General features: G+C 73.7%; 15 protein-coding genes and 1 tRNA gene. 9 read left to right on the plus strand and 7 right to left on the minus strand.

Annotation, left to right across the window (positions count from 1 at the left end; translation table 11 throughout):
- Positions 1-649: 649 nt before the first annotated feature.
- Positions 650-1,873, minus strand: a complete 1,224-nt coding sequence (locus tag JOE68_RS08240; protein WP_204841735.1) for an amino acid permease — start codon at positions 1,871-1,873, stop codon at positions 650-652.
- A gap of 196 nt (positions 1,874-2,069) precedes the next feature.
- On the opposite strand from JOE68_RS08240, the gene JOE68_RS08245 reads away from it, so the two are divergent.
- Positions 2,070-3,566 carry a leucyl aminopeptidase gene (locus JOE68_RS08245; protein WP_204841736.1) on the plus strand — a complete coding sequence of 499 codons (1,497 nt, stop codon included), beginning with the start codon at positions 2,070-2,072 and terminating at the stop codon, positions 3,564-3,566.
- Positions 3,567-3,767: 201 nt separating this feature from the next.
- Here JOE68_RS08245 and JOE68_RS08250 read toward each other — a convergent pair whose 3' ends face one another.
- A complete protein-coding gene (locus JOE68_RS08250; protein WP_239562173.1) occupies positions 3,768-4,037 on the minus strand; it encodes an oxidoreductase in 270 nt (89 codons plus the stop codon).
- A 226-nt stretch (positions 4,038-4,263) separates the two neighbouring features.
- Between JOE68_RS08250 and lpdA the strand changes: the two genes are divergently transcribed.
- The 6 genes from lpdA (at position 4,264) to JOE68_RS08280 (ending at position 10,940) form a co-directional block, all read left to right on the plus strand.
- Positions 4,264-5,634: a dihydrolipoyl dehydrogenase gene (gene lpdA, locus JOE68_RS08255; protein WP_204841738.1), complete on the plus strand. Its 1,371-nt coding sequence runs from the start codon at positions 4,264-4,266 to the stop codon at positions 5,632-5,634.
- Positions 5,635-5,688: 54 nt separating this feature from the next.
- A complete protein-coding gene (sucB, locus tag JOE68_RS08260; RefSeq protein ID WP_204841739.1) occupies positions 5,689-7,512 on the plus strand; it encodes a 2-oxoglutarate dehydrogenase, E2 component, dihydrolipoamide succinyltransferase in 1,824 nt (607 codons plus the stop codon).
- Between the two features lie 135 nt (positions 7,513-7,647).
- A complete protein-coding gene (locus JOE68_RS08265) occupies positions 7,648-8,532 on the plus strand; it encodes a TIGR01777 family oxidoreductase (protein ID WP_204841740.1) in 885 nt (294 codons plus the stop codon).
- Positions 8,529-9,137, plus strand: a complete 609-nt coding sequence (locus JOE68_RS08270) for a phosphatase PAP2 family protein (RefSeq protein ID WP_204841741.1) — start codon at positions 8,529-8,531, stop codon at positions 9,135-9,137. Before JOE68_RS08265 ends, JOE68_RS08270 begins: the two co-directional genes overlap by 4 nt.
- A complete protein-coding gene (gene lipB / locus JOE68_RS08275) occupies positions 9,124-9,867 on the plus strand; it encodes a lipoyl(octanoyl) transferase LipB (RefSeq protein WP_204841742.1) in 744 nt (247 codons plus the stop codon). Before JOE68_RS08270 ends, lipB begins: the two co-directional genes overlap by 14 nt.
- A 59-nt stretch (positions 9,868-9,926) precedes the next feature.
- Positions 9,927-10,940 (plus strand): serine hydrolase family protein, encoded by a 1,014-nt coding sequence (locus JOE68_RS08280; protein WP_204841743.1) that lies wholly within the window; start codon positions 9,927-9,929, stop codon positions 10,938-10,940.
- A 21-nt stretch (positions 10,941-10,961) separates the two neighbouring features.
- On the opposite strand, the gene JOE68_RS08285 is transcribed toward JOE68_RS08280, so the two are convergent.
- Positions 10,962-11,897: an LLM class F420-dependent oxidoreductase gene (locus tag JOE68_RS08285; protein ID WP_204841744.1), complete on the minus strand. Its 936-nt coding sequence runs from the start codon at positions 11,895-11,897 to the stop codon at positions 10,962-10,964.
- Between the two features lie 185 nt (positions 11,898-12,082).
- Here JOE68_RS08285 and lipA point away from each other — a divergent pair, with 185 nt between their 5' ends.
- Complete coding sequence (gene lipA / locus JOE68_RS08290; protein WP_204841745.1) at positions 12,083-13,084, plus strand: lipoyl synthase; 1,002 nt, start codon at positions 12,083-12,085, stop codon at positions 13,082-13,084.
- Positions 13,085-13,197: 113 nt separating this feature from the next.
- Here the strand turns inward: lipA and JOE68_RS08295 are convergent, their stop codons facing one another.
- The 4 genes from JOE68_RS08295 to JOE68_RS08310 all read right to left on the minus strand — a co-directional run bounded on the left by JOE68_RS08295 (position 13,198) and on the right by JOE68_RS08310 (position 14,655).
- Complete coding sequence (locus JOE68_RS08295) at positions 13,198-13,377, minus strand: hypothetical protein (RefSeq protein WP_204841746.1); 180 nt, start codon at positions 13,375-13,377, stop codon at positions 13,198-13,200.
- 171 nt (positions 13,378-13,548) lie between these two features.
- Positions 13,549-13,623, minus strand: a tRNA-Val gene (locus JOE68_RS08300).
- A 36-nt stretch (positions 13,624-13,659) separates the two neighbouring features.
- The gene (locus JOE68_RS08305; protein WP_204841747.1) at positions 13,660-14,124 is read right to left on the minus strand and encodes a peroxiredoxin; all 465 of its coding nucleotides are present in this window, start codon (positions 14,122-14,124) and stop codon (positions 13,660-13,662) included.
- Between the two features lie 99 nt (positions 14,125-14,223).
- A complete protein-coding gene (locus tag JOE68_RS08310; RefSeq protein ID WP_204841748.1) occupies positions 14,224-14,655 on the minus strand; it encodes a DUF3052 domain-containing protein in 432 nt (143 codons plus the stop codon).
- A gap of 295 nt (positions 14,656-14,950) precedes the next feature.
- Here JOE68_RS08310 and aceE point away from each other — a divergent pair, with 295 nt between their 5' ends.
- Positions 14,951-17,698: a pyruvate dehydrogenase (acetyl-transferring), homodimeric type gene (gene aceE, locus JOE68_RS08315; protein WP_204841749.1), complete on the plus strand. Its 2,748-nt coding sequence runs from the start codon at positions 14,951-14,953 to the stop codon at positions 17,696-17,698.
- Positions 17,699-18,065 lie beyond the last annotated feature (367 nt).

Below are 18,065 nucleotides of genomic sequence, written 5' to 3' on the forward strand. Positions count from 1 at the left end.
GCGGCGCTCGGCGCGGCGGCGCTCCAACTCCCGTAGGCCGCGCCCCGCGCGGCGGCACTTCAACTCTCGCCGCAGGCCGCGCTTCGCGCGGCGGCGCTTCAGCGCAGCCGTGTGCCTCGTGTTCTCCCCGTACGGCCTGGGCGCAGCCCAATCATCTTTGTCGGGGGGTGTCAAGCACGCTCTTCGCTTGACACCCCCCGACAAAGATGATTGCCTCCGGCAGGCCGTACGGGGAGAACACGACGCACTTCCCTCCTCCTTGGGGGCCTCTCGGCCGCTCTTCATACTTAGGTCGCGCACCGATCCGGGTAAGATTTGGTGCTGTACCGCCCAAGGCTGAAAAGCTTTAAAGAGTCCTCGCCGGACAGGCAGGCCGCCAAGGAGAATGAAAAGAAACAGCGGTCGTGTTCCCCCCGCATGACCTGTCAAAGACGACCATGCTTTCTTGGGGGGTGCAAGCGAAAAGCGTGCTTGCACCCCCCAAGAAAGCATGGTAGCCCTCCGGGCAGGCCATACGGGGAGAACACGAGGCCACCGGTCTGCACGGGGGCGTGCCGTGGACCCGCAGGCTACAGGTAGAGCGCAAGTTGCAAGTCGTGGGTGGTGGGGTGTTGGCGGTGTGGGCTGCCGGGGTTTTCCGGGCTGGTGGTCAGGGGTGGTGTTGGTGGTCGACCGGTTGTTGCCGCACGCGGTGGAGGCCCAGCAAGCCGGTTCCGATCGCCAAGCCCACGCCGGTGATGAGCAATGCGTCGACAGGCGCGTTCATCGCCAGCAGCACCGACAGGCCGAGGCCCAGACAGGCCGTGCGCATGGACCACGTGCGGTCCTCCTGGAGCAGTATCCGGGCCGAAGCGTTGGTGAAGCCGTAGTAGAAAGCGGTGCCGCACGCGCCGACGGCCAAGGCCGTGGTCGGCGTCAGCAGCAGGAAAGCGGTGAGGGCGAATACCGCCGTGAGGACGTCGAGCGGCCACTGCGCGCGCAGCGCGGGCAGGTCGCCGTTCTCGACCAGGCCCGCCAGCGTGCGCCGGGCGCCGGCCAGCACGAAGACCAGCGTGGTCACCCCGGCGACGGCGGCGCCGACGGCGAGGACCGGGACCAGGGCGCGGCCGTCGGCGGCGATCAGGGCGTCCCTCAGCGGGGCCGGCGACAGCGCGAGGCGGGCCGCGCCCAGCTGGTGCAGCACGGCCGCGCCGACCGCGAGCACGACCACCAGCACGACCCCGACCAGCACGGGCAGGGCGACGTGCAGCGCGCGGGTGGTGAAGGGCTGGTCGCCCGGCAGCGGCGCGGTGACGCGCTCGAAGCCGGTGAACACGACGAACATCAGCCCGGCCGCGCTCATCAGCCCGTCCAGGCCGCCGCCCCGCGCCGGGTCCGCCGGCGGCACGGGGTCGCCCGGCGGCGCGACGGAGAAGCAGACCAGCACGACCAGCGCCAGCACGACCAGCACGACCAGCACCGGCGCCCAGCCGATCCGGGTCCGCAGGCGCGGGCCGACCACCGCGGTGAGGGCGATCAGCAGCGCTCCGCCGAGCACCCGGTCGTCGGGGAACGCGTACGCGCCGACCACCCCGGCGAGCGCCGCGGCCAGGCCGGATCGCCCGATCAGGTGAGCACTGGCGGCGAGCCGGCCCGGCCACGGGCCGAGTTGGTTGCGGGTGTAGCCGTAGCCGCCCGGCGCGTCCGGGTAGGCGCGGCGCTGGTCGGCGGTGGAGAACGCGCTGCACAGCGCGGCGACGGCGGCCAGGGCGGCAGCCAGGGGGAACCAGGGGCCGGCTGCGGCGGCGGCGGGGGCGGGCCCGAGGAGGATCCCGGCTCCCAGCGTCGCGCCGAGGCCGAGGACCACGGCCCGGGCACGGGGCGTGACTGTCACCGCTCCACGGTGGCATACGGGCCGGGTGACTGCGAACGCCCGGCAGGACGATTCGCGACCTTGTTAATTGTTACTCCCCGTTGTCGAGAGTGCGGCGGTCACCTTGGTCAACGAGACCTTTAGCATTCTTCACGATCCATCAACGTTCCCGCCGCACAACCAGGAAGTGCCGGGAGGACCACGTCAAGGAGCCGCCGTGACCGCGCCCAAGCTGGCCATCACCGACAGTGACCCGAGCACTACCACCGCCGACGTCGTCGTGGTGGGCACCACCCAGGGCCCGGACGGCCTCGCCCTCGCGGGCGCCGCGGACGCGGTCGACGCCGCGTTCGACGGCGGCCTGCTCGACGTCCTCCGCACCGTCGGGGCCACCGGCAAGGCGGAAGAGGTCGTCACGCTGCCCACCTTCGGCAAGCTCGGCGCGCCGGTCCTGCTCGCCGTGGGCCTGGGCAAGCCCGCCGACGGCGCGATCGGCGAGGAGCAGGTGCGCCGCGCGTCCGGCGCCGCCGCCCGCGCGCTGACCGGCCGCAAGCGCGCCGTGACCACGCTGTCCGCGCTGCACCTCGGCGCCGCGGTGGAGGGCACCGTCATGGGCGCCTACCAGTTCACCGCCTACAAGTCCGCGGCCGGCGACGAGCCGGTGGCGCGCGTGGACCTCGTCGTGCCCGCCGGGGGCACGGCCAAGGCCCACCGCGCGACGGTGAAGGCCGCGACCGCCGTCGCCGAGGCCGTCACCGCGACCCGCGACCTGATCAACACCCCGCCCAACGACCTGTTCCCGGCCTCCTTCGCCGAGCGCGCCGCCGCCCTGGCCAAGGGCGTGGACGGCGTCGAGGTCGAGGTGCTGGACGAGAAGGCGCTGCGCAAGCAGGGCTTCGGCGGCATCCTCGGCGTCGGCGGCGGCTCGTCCCGGCCGCCCCGCCTGGTCCGGGTGACCTACCGGGGGCCGAAGGCGGCCAGGAAGGTCGCGCTGGTCGGCAAGGGCATCACGTTCGACACCGGCGGCATCTCGATCAAGCCCGCCGCCGGGATGGACGAGATGACCTCCGACATGAGCGGCGCGGCGGCCGTGGTCGCCACCGTCGTGCTGGCGGCGAAGCTCAAGGTGCCGCTGGAGGTGACGGCGTGGGCCGCGCTGGCGGAGAACATGCCCTCCGGCACGGCGTACCGGCCCGGTGACGTGCTGACCATGTACGGCGGCAAGACCGTCGAGGTGCTCAACACCGACGCCGAGGGCCGGATCGTGCTGGCCGACGCGATCGTGCGGGCGTGCGAGGAGAACCCCGACTACCTGGTCGAGACCTCCACGCTGACCGGCGCGCAGGTGGTGGCGCTGGGCAAGCGCACGGCCGGCGTCATGGGCACCGAGGAGTTCCGGGACCGGGTCGCCGCGCTGGGCCGCGCGGTGGGCGAGCACGCCTGGGCCATGCCGCTGCCCGACGAGCTGCGGGGCGACCTGGACTCGCGCCTGGCCGACATCGCCAACGTGGCGGGCCACCGCTTCGGCGGGATGCTGGCCGCCGGCGTGTTCCTGCGCGAGTTCGTGGCCGAGGGCGTGCCGTGGGCGCACGTCGACATCGCCGGGCCGTCGTTCCACAGCGGCGGCCCCTACGGGTACACCACCAAGGGCGGCACGGGCGTCCCCGTCCGGACCCTGGCGGCCCTGCTGGCGGACATCGCCGCCAACGGCTGACGGTGACCGGCCGGTCGCGGTCGGTCGACCGGAGCCGGTCGGCGGTGGCGGGTCCCCAGGCGTCGCCCGGGGACCCGCCACCGGCTTCGCGGGGGTGCCGCGACACCCCCGCGAAGCGTGCCCGGACGCGGGCGATCAAGTGGAAACCGTTGCGGCGCAACGAGTTCCGGGACAGCGCCGGCCCGCCCCGGCGGTCCGGCCTCAGCCGTCCCGGTTCTTGCGGCGCGTGTACTCGCGCATCCGCTTGGGGTAGCCGACGATGCCCGCGTCGTAGATCGGGATGCCCAGCTTCTTCGCCAGCTTCTTCGCGCCCTCCGCGCCGTCGATGCGCCGCCGCGTCCACTCCCCGTCGTGCGCGACCAGCACGACCGTGGTCTCCGTCACGGTCGTCCTGGGCTCGACGTACGCCTCGACACCCCGCCGCGCCGCCGCCCACTGCTCCAGGTGGCCGGTGTCCGTGGACGTGGCCATTCGCAGCACGCCCGGGCGCTGCTTCCTGCGGAAACGGTCGAACAGACCCACCGGGCCACCTCCTGTGGGGATGCGTGGCGACCATGGTGCCGGCGCGCGCGTGAAGGCAGGGCCAAATCCTCCCAAGAGGACACCGCGTCGCCGCCGTCCCCGAAGTAGTGACAAGATGGCAATCACCCGCGCGCACCCGCGCGAAGTAAGGCATCAAGCTCTCCAGGGAGATCCCGTGACCGACACCTCCGCCGACCTCGTGATCCTCGGTGGCGGCTCGGGCGGCTACGCCTGCGCCTTCCGCGCGGCGGAGCTCGGCCTGTCCGTCGTCCTGGTCGAGAAGGACAAGCTGGGTGGCACCTGCCTGCACCGCGGCTGCATCCCCACCAAGGCGCTGCTGCACGCGGCGGAGGTCGCGGACAACGCCCGCGAGGGCGACCAGTTCGGCGTGAAGTCGTCGCTGGAGGGCATCGACATCGCCGGGGTCAACTCCTACAAGGACGGCGTGGTCGGCCGCCTGTACAAGGGGCTCCAGGGCCTCGCGAAGGCCAACAAGGTCACCCTGGTCGAGGGCGCGGGCACGTTCGTCGGACCGACCACGGTGGAGGTGAACGGCGACCGATACACCGGGAAGAACGTCGTGCTGGCCACCGGCTCCTACGCGCGCAGCCTGCCGGGCCTGGAGATCGGCGGCCGGGTCGTCACCAGCGACCAGGCGCTGAACCTGGACTTCATCCCGGAGAAGGTCGTCGTGCTCGGCGGCGGCGTGATCGGCGTCGAGTTCGCCAGCGTGTGGGCCTCCTTCGGCGCGGACGTGACCATCGTGGAGGCGCTGCCCCGCCTGGTGCCCGCCGAGGACGAGTACGCGTCCAAGCAGCTGGAGCGGGCCTTCCGCCGCCGGGGCATCAAGTTCAAGACCGGCGTGAAGTTCACCGGCGCGAAGCAGACCGACGAGGGCGTCTCGGTGACCCTGGAGTCCGGCGACGTGCTCGACGCGGACCTCCTGCTGGTCGCCGTCGGCCGCGGCCCCAACACCGCCGGCCACGGCTACGAGGAGGCCGGCGTCCGGATCGAGCGCGGTTTCGTCGTCACCGACGAGCGCCTGCGCACCTCGCTGCCGAACGTCTACGCCGTCGGCGACGTGGTGGCGGGCCTGCAGCTCGCGCACCGCGGCTTCCAGCAGGGCATCTTCGTCGCGGAGGAGATCGCCGGGCAGGACCCGAAGGTCATCGACGAGGCGGGCATCCCGCGCGTCACCTACTGCAAGCCGGAGGTCGCCTCGGTCGGCCTCTCCGAGGCCGCGGCCAAGGAGAAGTACGGTTCGGTCGAGACGTTCGTCTACGACCTGGCGGGCAACGGCAAGTCCCAGATCCTGAAGACCGCCGGCGGTGTGAAGCTGGTCAAGGCGCCCGACGGCCCGGTGGTCGGCGTCACCATGGTCGGCGAGCGGGTCGGCGAGCTGATCGGCGAGGCCCAGCTGATCTACAGCTGGGAGGCTTACCCCGAGGACGTGGCCCCGCTGGTCCACGCCCACCCGACCCAGACAGAAGCCCTCGGCGAGGCTTTCCTCGCCCTGGCCGGCAAGCCGCTGCACGTGCACGGCTGACCGTCGCACCCCAGTCAGCCGATCACCGACCCACGCACGAGGAGTCAGCGAACGATGGCCTTCTCCGTCCAAATGCCCGCACTCGGCGAGAGCGTCACCGAGGGCACGGTCACCCGCTGGTTGAAGCAGGAGGGTGACCGCGTCGAGGTCGACGAGCCGTTGCTGGAGGTCTCGACCGACAAGGTCGACACCGAGATCCCCTCGCCGGCGGCAGGCGTCCTCCAGAAGATCGTCGCCCAGGAGGACGAGACCGTCGAGGTCGGCGCCGAACTCGCCGTCATCGGCGACGGCGCCGGCGACAGCGGGGCCGACTCGACCTCCGGCGGTGGCGCCGCCCCCGCCGAGGAGGCCCAGCCCGAACCGCAGTCCGCCCCCGAGCCCGAGCCCGAGCCGCAGGCCGAGGCGCCCGCGCAGCAGCAGGCGCCCGCCCGGTCCGGCGGCTCCGCCGAGGGCACGTCCGGCGGCTCCGCCGAGGGCACCCCGGTGACCATGCCGGCGCTCGGCGAGAGCGTCACCGAGGGCACCGTCACCCGCTGGCTCAAGCAGGTCGGCGACTCCGTCGAGGTCGACGAGCCGCTGCTGGAGGTCTCGACCGACAAGGTCGACACCGAGATCCCCTCGCCGGTCGCGGGCACCCTGCTGGAGATCAGCGCGGGCGAGGACGAGACCGTCGAGGTCGGCGGCAAGCTCGCCATGATCGGCTCCGGCTCCCCGGCGGCCTCCGCCCCCGAGCCCGAGCCCGAGCCGGAGCCCGAAGCGCCCAAGCCCGCCGCGGAGGCCCCGAAGCCGGCTCCGGCCCGAGAGGAGCCCCGGGAAGAGGCGCCGAACCCCGCCCCCGCCCCGAAGCCCGCGCCGGCGCAGCAGCCCGCCCCGGCGCAGCAGCAGCAGCAGCAGTCGGCCCCGGCCCGGTCCGACGAGGACGGCGCCAACGGCACGCCGTACGTGACGCCGCTGGTGCGCAAGCTGGCCTCGGAGAACGGCGTCGACCTCGCCTCGCTCAAGGGCACGGGCGTCGGCGGTCGGATCCGCAAGCAGGACGTGCTGGCCGCCGTCGAGGCCGCCAAGGCCCCGGCCCCGGCTCCGGCCGCTCCCGCCCAGGCCCCGTCGGCGCCGGCGCAGCGGGTGGCGAGCGCCCCCGCCGCCGACACCAGCGGCAAGCGCGGGACGGTGCAGAAGCTGCCGCGCTTGCGCCAGATCGTCGCGCAGCGCACCCGCGAGTCGCTGCAGGTCTCGGCGCAGCTCACCCAGGTGTTCGAGGTGGACGTCACCAAGGTCGCCCGGCTGCGCAACCGCGCCAAGGCGGCGTTCGAGCAGCGCGAGGGCGTGAAGCTGACGTTCCTGCCGTTCTTCGCGAAGGCGGCCGTCGAGGCGCTCAAGCAGCACCCGGTGCTCAACGCGTCCATCGACGAGGAGAAGAAGGAGGTCGTCTACCACGGCGCCGAGCACCTGGGCATCGCGATCGACACCGAGCGCGGCCTGCTCAACGCGGTGATCTCGAACGCGGGCGACCTCAACCTGGCGGGCCTGTCGCACAAGATCGGCGACCTGGCGGCGCGCGCCCGCGCGAACAAGCTCACCCCGGACGAGCTGACCGGCGGCACGTTCTCGCTGACCAACCTCGGCAGCAACGGCGCGCTGTTCGACACCCCGATCATCCAGCAGCCGCAGGTCGGCATCCTGGGCGTCGGCGTGGTCAAGAAGCGCGCCGTGGTGATCACCGACGACAACGGCGACGACACCATCGCGATCCGGTCCATGGCCTACCTCGCGCTGACCTACGACCACCGCCTGGTCGACGGCGCGGACGCGGGCCGGTTCCTCACCGCGGTGAAGAACCGCCTGGAGGAGGGCTCGTTCGAGGCCGACCTCGGCCTGTAGGGCTCGACCCCCGAAGGGGCCGCTGCCGGGCGCCACCGCCCGGTAGCGGCCCCTTCGGCGCGAAGCGGGCGCCGGCGGCCCGCGTGGCGCGACCGCCGCTGTGCGGCGGCCCGCGCGCTGCGAGACGATCAACCCATGCGGGTAGTGGTCGCGGGTTCCTCCGGCTTCATCGGCACCAGCCTGGTGGCCGCCTTGCGCGCGGCGGGGCACGAGGTGGTGCGCCTGGTCCGCCGCCGCCCCACCGCGCCCGACGAGCGGGACTGGGACCCGCCGGCCGGGCGGATCGCGCCGGGCGCGCTGGCGGGCGCGGACGCGGTGGTCAACCTGTGCGGCGCCGGGGTGGCCGACAAGCGCTGGAACCACGCCCGCAAGCAGGTGCTGCTGGACAGTCGCACCATCCCGACCGAGGTGCTGGCCGCGGCCGTGGCCGAGCACGGCGTGCCGGTCCTGGTCAACGCGAGCGCGGTCGGCTACTACGGCGACACCGGGGACGTGGTCGTGGACGAGTCGGCGCCCTCGGGCGCGGGCTTCCTGGCCGAGCTGTGCCGCCGGTGGGAGGCCGCGACCGCGCCGGCGGGGTCGCAGCGCGTCGTCCGGCTGCGCACCGGGCTGGTGATCAGCCCGTCGGGCGGGCTGTTCGGCAAGGTCAAGCCGCTGTTCCAGGGCTTCCTCGGCGGGCGCCTGGGCGACGGCCGCCAGTACATGCCGTGGATCTCGCTGGACGACGTGACCGCCGCGATCGGGCACGTCCTGGCGCACGACGAGGTGCGCGGCCCGGTGAACCTGACCGCGCCCGCCCCGGTCACCAACGCCGAGTTCACCCGCACCCTCGGCCGCGCCCTGCACCGGCCGACGCCCTGGGTGGTGCCCGCGTTCGCGCTGCGGGCGGTCCTGGGCGAGATCGCCGGGGAGGGCGTCCTGGCGGGCCAGCGCGCGGTGCCCAAGGCCCTGGAGCGCAGCGGCTTCCGGTTCCTGCACCCGAACCTGGGCGCGGCGGTGGCGGCGGCCCTGCACCGATGACGAGGCCGGCGCTGGGCTCCGTCGGCGCGGTGCTCGTGCTGGCGTCGGTGGTGCTGGGCTGCTCGGTGCACCGCGAGGTCCCGGGGCTGGACGCCGCGCTGCGCGGCGCCGCCGGCGCGCTCGGCCCGGAGCTGGTGGCCGCGGCGGCGGTGGTCAGCTTCCTGCTCAGCCCCGGCCTGGCCGTGGTCGCCGTGGTCTCGCTGGGCCTGCGCGCGCTGCTGGCGCGGGAGCCGCTGGTCCTCAGGGCCGCGGTGCTGCTGTCGGTGGCCTGGTCGACGGTCCTGGCCCGCTTCGCCTACGACCGGGTGCGGCCGGTGGAGCACCACCTGCCCTCCTACCCCAGCGGGCACGTCACGGCGGTCACGGCGGTGGTGTTCACCGGCGTGGTGCTGTGCGCGCACCTGGCCCGCCGGCACCTGCGCAAGGCCGTCGCCCTGGCGGTCGTCGCGGTGGCCCTCACCGCCGCCAGCCGGGTCGTGCTGGACGTGCACTGGTTCACCGACACGGTGGGCGCGGCGCTGGCCACGACGGGGGTCGGGCTGCTCGCGACCCTGCCCCTGCGGCTGCTCCCCGTGGGCGTAGGGTCGGGGCGTGAGCAGCCTTGAACTCTCCTGCCGCACCTCGACGGACCCGATCGACGTGCGCGAGCTGGGCACCACGGACTACCTGGCCGCGTGGGAGCTGCAGCGCGAACTCGCCGAGGCCCGCGCCGACGGCGCCATCGGCGACACGATGCTCCTGCTGGAGCACCCGCCCGTCTACACCTGCGGCCGGCGCACCGAGCCCGAGGAGCGCCCGCGCGGCGGCGACATCCCGGTCCTCGACGTCGACCGCGGCGGCAAGATCACCTGGCACGGCCCCGGCCAGCTGGTCGGCTACCCCGTCGTCGGGCTGGCCGAGCCGCTGGACGTGGTGCAGTACGTGCGGCGGCTGGAGCAGGCGCTGATCCACGTGTGCGACCAGCTCGGCGTGCGCACCGGCCGCGTGGAGGGCCGCAGCGGGGTGTGGATCCCGGCCGACGACCGGGGCGTCGAGCGCAAGGTCGCCGCCATCGGCATCCGGGTGCAGCGCGGGGTGACGATGCACGGCTTCGAGATCAACTGCAACGCCGACCTCAGCGGGTTCGGCGCGATCATCCCGTGCGGCATCCGGGACGCGGGCGTCGCGTCGCTGTCCCACGAGCTGGACCGGGACGTCACGGTGGCCGAGGTGCTGCCGCTGGCCCGGCAGGCCGTGATCGACGCGCTCGACGGTGTCCTGCCGTTGACCGACCGCACGCTCATCCGTGAACAACCGGTGGCCGCCGGCGTGACGTTCGCGGTGCGCACGGGCTGACAAGCGGCTCGCCTCCCCTCTAGTTTCCGGAACCACGGACTACCGAGGGGAGATTCGTCGTGCTCCTGACCCGACGGCACCTGCTCTCCGCCTGCGGCGCGGCGGGCGGCGCCCTGCTGCTGCCCGCGCCGCCCGCGGCGGCCCGGGAGGACCGCCCGGACGGCTGGCCGGCCTGGCTGCGCGCGCACCGCGGGCACGTCGCCGCGGTGGTGGACGACGGCCGGGGCGGCCGGGTCGCCCACCGGCCGCACGCGCGCCAGCCGCTGGCGTCCGCCGTGCAGGTGGTGCACCTGGCCGCCTACGGGCTCGCGGTCGACCGGGGCCTGGTCCGGCCCGACGAGCGGGTGGCCGCCGGCGACTGGGACGCCCACCACCTGGACCTGGGCGACGACGCGCACCGCGCCGCGCTCCGGGCGCTGGGCCTGGCGTCCGGCACCGGCCGCGCCGCCGACGACCCGCACGCCACCGTCGCCCTGGACGACCTGGTCGCGGCGATGGTCCGGCACGGCGACGACGCCGCCGCCGACTACCTGCGGCGCCGGCTGGACGCGGTGATCCGCCCGGCCGCGGTCCGGGCGGGCTGGCCGGACGCCCCGGCGCCGTCCGCGCTGGGCGAGCGGCTGCGGCTGGTCCTGGGCCGGCCGGTCGACGCCGAGCGCTACCTGACCGACCCGCGGCTGCAGCTGGAGGTCATCGGCCGCGCCCGGGACGTGCCCGGCGCCTACGAGGGCCGGCGCCCGTGGGCCCGCGGCACCTGGCGCGGCAGCGCGGCCGGCCTGCACCGGCTGCTGCGCGGCCTGGACCGCTTCCCTCGCGCCGTGGACCACCTGGAGCGCGGCCACCCCGTCCCCGACGGCGTGGCCGGCGTCGGGGTCAAGGGCGGCTCGCTGGCCGGCGTCGTCACCGTCGGGGTGCGGGTGCGGTGGCGGGACGGCCGGGTGGGCACGGCGGCCGTGCTCGCCGAGGAGGTCGACGAGCCGCGGTCCCGGGCCTCGGGCGAGCTGGTCGACCTCGTGCGGCGGGCCCTGCTCGACCCCGCCGCGCTGCGGCGGTTGCGGGACAGCCTCTCCTAGGGCGCGAGCGGGGCCCGCCGGTCAGCCGCGCAGCTGCGGCGCGACCTGCGCCGCCACCAGCTCCAGGTGGTCGAGGTCGGACAGGTCGAGCACCTGGAGGTACACCCGGCTGACGCCGGTGTCCTCCCGCCACCGCGCGAGCCGGTCGACGACCTCCGCGGGCGTGCCCGCGAGCCCGTTCTCCTTCAGCTCGGCCACCTCCCGGCCGATCGCCGCCGCCCGCCGCGCCACCTCGGCGTCATCGCGGCCCACGCACGCCACCAGGGCGGCCGACCGGGTCATGGTGGCGGGGTCGCGGCCGATCTCCCGGCAGGCCGCGTCGACCCGCTCGAACTGCCGCGCGGCGACCTCGGCCGAGGTGAACGGCAGGTTGAACTCGGTGGCGTGCCGGGCGGCCAGGGCGGGCGTGCGCTTCGCGCCCGTGCCGCCCACCAGCACCGGCACCGGCGACTGCACGGGCTTGGGCAGCGCGGGCGAGTCGGTCAGCGCGTAGTGCTTGCCCCGGAACGAGTACTTCTCCCCCACCGGCGTGCCCCACAGGCCGGTGATGATCTCCAGCTGCTCCTCCAGCAGCTCGAACCGCTCGCCCAGCGGCGGGAACCGCAGCCCGTAGGCCCCGTGCTCCGCCTCGAACCAGCCCGACCCGAGCCCGAACTCGACCCGCCCGCCGGACATCCGGTCCACCTGCGCGACCGCGATCGCGAGCGGGCCGGGGTGGCGGAACGTCGCGGCGGTGACCAGCGTGCCCAACCGGATGCCCGTGGTCTCCCGGGCGAGGCCGGCGAGCGTGATCCAGGCGTCGGTGGGGCCGGGCAACCCGTCGCCCGAGCCCATCGAGAGGTAGTGGTCGGACCGGAAGAACGCGCCGTAGCCCGCGTCCTCGGCGGCGCGCGCGACGCGCAGCAGGTCGTCGTAGGTGGCCCCCTGCTGGGGCTCGGTGAAGATGCGAAGGTCCACGGGGACAAGCTAATCGCCCCCGCGGTCGGGCACCGGGCGGGTGCGGCGCGGCCGGGGCCGCGTCCCGCCGCCTGGGGCGGGGTCCCGGGCGCCCGCGGCCCCGCCACCACCCCGCGCGGGCGCCCGCCCCCGACCCCCCGGTCGACGGGCGTCGTGCCCGCTCCCCCGTGACGTAGGGTTGGGACGTGACCGTCGTACCTGAGGGTCGGAAGCTGCTGCGGCTGGAAGTGCGCAACAGTCAAACGCCCATCGAGAAGAAGCCCTCGTGGATCAAGACCAAGGCGAAGATGGGCCCCGAGTACCGGGAGCTCAAGGGCCTGGTCAAACGCGAGGGCCTGCACACGGTGTGCGAAGAGGCCGGCTGCCCCAACATCTACGAGTGCTGGGAGGACCGGGAGGCCACCTTCCTGATCGGTGGCGAGCAGTGCACCCGGCGCTGCGACTTCTGCCAGATCGACACGGGCAAGCCCGCCGACCTCGACCGCGACGAGCCGCGGCGGGTCGCCGAGTCGGTCCAGGCGATGGGCCTGCGCTACTCGACCGTGACCGGCGTGGCGCGCGACGACCTGGCCGACGGCGGCGCGTGGCTCTACGCCGAGACCGTCCGCCGGATCCACGCGCTGAACCCCGGCACGGGCGTCGAGCTGCTGATCCCGGACTTCAACGCGGTGCCCGAGCAGCTCGCCGAGGTGTTCGCGGCGCGCCCGGAGGTGCTCGCGCACAACCTGGAGACCGTGCCGCGGATCTTCAAGCGCATCCGCCCGGCGTTCCGGTACGAGCGCTCGCTGGAGGTCATCACCCGCGCGCGGGAAGCCGGCCTGGTCACCAAGTCCAACCTCATCCTCGGCATGGGCGAGACCCCCGACGAGGTCACCGAGGCGCTGCGCGACCTGCACGCGGCGGGCTGCGAGATCATCACGATCACCCAGTACCTGCGGCCGTCCCCGCGCCACCACCCGGTGGAGCGCTGGGTGAAGCCCGAGGAGTTCCTGACCCACAAGGAGACCGCCGAGCGGATCGGCTTCTCCGGCGTGATGGCGGGGCCCCTGGTCCGCTCCTCGTACCGGGCCGGTCGGCTCTACGCGCAGGCCGTGGGCAAGCGCGGCGACGTGCTGCCGGACAACCTCCGCCACCTGCTGGAGGCCGGCGGCGCCGCCCAGGAGATCACCTCGCTGCTGTCCCGCTGACCCCTGGGGGGACGTCCGGCGCCGCCCGGCGCCGGGCGTCCGTGCCGCCCCGGCCCGGCGGCCGGGGCGCCCTCCCGACAGCCGCCGCGGCGGTCGCCGGGAGGCCCCGCCCGCTACTGCGGCGGCCCGTTCCCGACGACCGCGGCCGGGTCCGGCGGCGGGCCCACCAGGCGGGCGCTCACGTCCGGCACTCCCCACAGCTCCAGCAGGCTGGCGACGGCCTGTCGGATGCCCTCGTAGCTCTCGCCCGGCAGGTCGGGAGGGAGCTCGACGCGGAGCTCCGGGTTGTGCATGGCCCCAGCGTTCCCGTCAAGACAACCGTCGCGCAATGCCCCGATCGCGGCCCGCCGGATCACTCGACCGGGGGCCGTCGACAGCGGCCCAGGAGCCCACCTGCGGCGACCTCGCGGACCTTCCCCGCCGAGCGGTCGGAATTGTGAAAACGACCACACGACCGGCCGCGGTGGTGGGCGCGACAGGGTTCGAACCTGCGACCGCTCGGGTGTAAACCGAGTGCTCTTCCGCTGAGCTACACGCCCATGGGCGTCACCCGGGCGGGCGACGCCGAAACGCTATCAGGACTTCAGCGCGGCCACGGCCTTCTTCCACGCCTCCTGGTCGCGCGCCTCGCCGGGCGCGTTGACCTCCGCGTAGCGGACCACGCCCGCGGTGTCGATCAGGAACGTGCCGCGGTTGGCGAGGCCGGCCGCCTCGTTGAACACCCCGTACCGCGCCGCCACCTCGCCGTGCGGCCAGAAGTCCGACAGCAGCGGGAAGCGGTAGCCCTGCTGCTCGGCCCACGCCTTGAGGCTGAACGGCGTGTCCACCGACACCCCGATCACCTGGACGTTCCCGTCCTCGTAGCTCGCCAGCTCGTCGCGCACCTGGCACAGCTCACCGGTGCAGATGCCGCTGAACGCGAACGGGTAGAACACCAGCAGCACGTTGCGCTCGCCGCGGAACGACGACAGCGCCACCGGCTGCTTGTTGTAGTCGTTGAGCGTGAAGTCCGGGGCCTCCGAACCGACCTCGACCGCCATGCCGCACCCTTCCCCACCGCACCCGAGCACCCGACAGGACGGGCTCCACCCGTGCGGAGCCCGCCGTCGAGCCTAGCGGCAGCCGGGCGGCTGCCGGGTTCAGCGCTTCGTCTTCGCCGACTTCGGGGACACCAGCCGGGTGGCCGTCCAGTCGGCGCTCACGGTGATGTTGGAGGTCTGCGCGAGCCCCGCGGTGGACACGGACTCGGCGATGTCGCTGGGCTCGACGTGGCCCGCCCGCCCGGTCTTGGGCGTCAGGACCCAGATCACGCCGTCCTCGGCGAGCGCCGTCGTGGCGTTGATCAGGGCGTCGACCAGGTCGCCGTCGTCCTCGCGCCACCACAGCAGGACCACCTCCACGACCTCGTCGGCGTCCTCGTCGAGCAGATCGCTGCCGATGCGCTCTTCGACCGCTGCGCGCAGGTCGTCGTCGACGTCCTCCTCCCAGCCGATCTCCTGGACCACGCTGCCCGGTTCGATCCCGAGCCTGTCGGCGACACCGATCTTGCCGGCGTCTTCCGCGGCGACCACGGCTTCCACTCCTCCAAGTACACAAGAGCGGCAGCCGGGTTCGACTGCCGCGCGACGTCACTACCAGTCGCGGTTAGCGAACACTGTCGGGCCTGCTGAGCGCAACCGTAGCGACCGGGACACGCCGCATCGGGTACCCCCGGTCGCGCTCCCCCATCCGGATGAGGCACGCTCTACATACCTCCTATTCGCGCGCGCGAGGGACACGATCCCGAACTACTCACCGGTAGCGGTGACGGGATCGCGGCCCGGAGGCGACGATTGGGACCAGCGAACCCCGGAACGAGGAGATCCCTTGAGCCCCCAGAACACTCCCGAACGGGTGCACGTCATCCGTGACGGCCTGGCCGCCCACCTCCCGGACATCGACCCGGAGGAGACCGCGGAGTGGCTGGAGTCCTTCGACGCGGCCCTGGCGGGCGGCGGGCGGCAGCGGGCCCGCTACCTGATGCTGCGGCTCCTGGAGCGGGCGAGGGAGAACCACGTCGGCGTGCCTTCGCTGACCAGCACGGACTACGTCAACACCATCCCCACCGAGCGCGAGCCGTGGTTCCCCGGCGACGAGGAGGTGGAGCGCCGCTACCGGGCGTGGATCCGGTGGAACGCGGCGATGACGGTGCACCGCGCCCAGCGGCCGGGCGTGGGCGTCGGCGGCCACATCTCGACCTACGCCTCGTCGGCGAGCCTCTACGAGGTCGGCTTCAACCACTTCTTCCGGGGCAAGGACCACCCCGGCGGCGGTGACCACGTGTTCATCCAGGGCCACGCCTCGCCCGGCGTGTACGCGCGGGCGTTCCTGGAGGGCAGGCTCTCGGCCCGGCAGCTCGACGGGTTCCGCCAGGAGCTGTCGCACGCCGGTCCGGGCGGCGGCCTGCCGTCCTACCCGCACCCGCGGCTGATGCCGGACTTCTGGGAGTTCCCGACCGTCTCGATGGGCCTGGGCCCGATGAACGCGATCTACCAGGCGCGGTTCAACCGCTACCTGCGCGACCGGGGCATCAAGGACACCACCGACCAGCACGTGTGGGCCTTCCTCGGCGACGGCGAGATGGACGAGCCGGAGTCGCGCGGCCTGCTGCAGATCGCCGCGAACGAGCAGCTGGACAACCTGACCTTCGTGGTGAACTGCAACCTCCAGCGCCTCGACGGCCCCGTCCGGGGCAACGGCAAGATCATCCAGGAGCTGGAGGCGTTCTTCCGGGGCGCCGGCTGGAACGTCATCAAGGTCATCTGGGGCCGCGAGTGGGACGCCCTGCTGGGCGCCGACCGCGACGGCGCGCTGGTGAACCTGATGAACACCACGCCCGACGGCGACTACCAGACGTACAAGGCCAACGACGGCGCGTACGTCAAGGAGCACTTCTTCGGCCGCGACCCGCGCACCAAGGAGCTGGTCGCGCCGATGACCGACGACGAGGTGTGGAACCTCAAGCGCGGCGGCCACGACTACCGCAAGGTCTACGCGGCGTACAAGGCGGCGGTGGAGCACCACGGCCAGCCGACGGTCATCCTCGCCAAGACCATCAAGGGCTACGGCCTGGGCCCGCACTTCGCGGCGCGCAACGCCACGCACCAGATGAAGAAGATGACCCACGAAGACCTCAAGATGTTCCGGGACAGCCTGCGCATCCCGATCGCGGACGCGGACCTCGACCCGTACCTGCCGCCCTACTACCACCCCGGCGAGGACGCCCCGGAGATCCGGTACCTGCTGGAGCGCCGCAGGCAGCTCGGCGGTTTCGTGCCGGAGCGCCGGACCGGGTCCAAGGCGCTGGTGCTGCCCGGTGACAAGGTCTACGACGTGGTGCGCAAGGGTTCGGGCAAGCAGGAGGTCGCCACCACGATGGCGTTCGTCCGGCTGGTGCGCGACCTGGCCAAGGACCCGGAGATCGGCGGCCGGATCGTGCCGATCATCCCGGACGAGGCGCGCACGTTCGGCATGGACTCGATGTTCCCGGCGCAGAAGATCTACAACCCCAACGGGCAGCTCTACACCTCCGTGGACGCGCAGCTGATGCTGGCCTACAAGGAGTCCGAGCAGGGCCAGATCCTGCACGAGGGCATCAACGAGGCCGGTTCCACGGCGTCGTTCACCGCCGCGGGCACCTCCTACGCCACGCACGGCGAGCCGATGATCCCGATCTACATCTTCTACTCGATGTTCGGGTTCCAGCGGACCGGCGACGGCCTGTGGGCCGCGGCCGACCAGATGGCGCGCGGCTTCGTGCTGGGCGCGACGGCGGGCCGCACGACGCTGACCGGCGAGGGCCTCCAGCACGCCGACGGGCACTCGCTGCTGCTGGCGCACACCAACCCGGCCGTGGTCGCCTACGACCCGGCGTGGTCGTTCGAGGTGGCGCACATCGTCCGGGACGGCCTGCGGCGGATGTACGGCGAGAACGCCGAGAACGTCTTCTACTACCTGACCGTCTACAACGAGCCGTACCAGCAGCCGGCGGAGCCCGCGGACCTGGACGTGGAGGGCCTGCTCAAGGGCCTCTACCGCTACCGGGCCGCGACCGGCGCGGGTCCGCGCGCGCAGGTCCTCGCGTCCGGCGTGGCGATGCCGTGGGCGCTCAAGGCGCAGCAGCTGCTGGCCGAGGACTGGGGCGTGCAGGCGGACGTGTGGTCCGCGACGTCGTACTCCGAGCTGCGCCGCGACGCGGTGGAGGCCGACCGGCACAACCTGCTGCACCCCGACCGGGAGCCGCGCGTGCCGTACGTGACGCAGGCGCTGGCCGACGCGGCCGGCCCCGTGGTGGCGGTGTCGGACTGGATGACGGCCGTGCCGGACCTGATCCGGCCGTACGTGCCGACGGACATGACCACGCTGGGCACCGACGGGTTCGGCTTCTCCGACACCCGGCCGGCGGCGCGGCGGCACTTCCTGGTCGACGCGGAGTCGGTCGTGGTGGCCACGCTGGCGGCGCTGGCCAGGCGCGGCGAGGTGGAGCGGTCGCTGGTCGTGGAGGCGGCGCGCAAGTACCGCATCGACGACGTGGCCGCGGCCGGCCCGTCCACCACGGACGCCGGACTGGCCTGACCACCCGTACCCGCCACGTGGGGCTCCACCCGAAAGGGTGGGGCCCCACGCGCGGTTCTGCGGTCTCCCCGGGCGGGGCGGCCCCTACGATCTGCGGCACGCGCCCGGCCGGCGCGGTGCTCGCCGCCCGCGCCCCCGTGCGGCGGTGCAGCGGGCGCCGGGAGCCGTCACGGGCCGTTCGGGGTGTCGGGAGGTGGGTGGGGGCGCGCGCGGCCCCAGCGGCGATCTGAGCGGTGGTCCGCGGCCCGCCGGCGCGGGCGGACCGGGCCAGGCCGCCCGACTCGCCCCGTCCGGTGTGACCGACACCATAGAATCGGCGCGAGACTCCGATGAGGGGGGCAATGGGGACGCCGCGGCCAGCGGTCCA

The sequence above is a fragment of the Saccharothrix algeriensis genome (assembly GCF_016907655.1).
GTDB classification, from domain to species: domain Bacteria; phylum Actinomycetota; class Actinomycetes; order Mycobacteriales; family Pseudonocardiaceae; genus Actinosynnema; species Actinosynnema algeriense.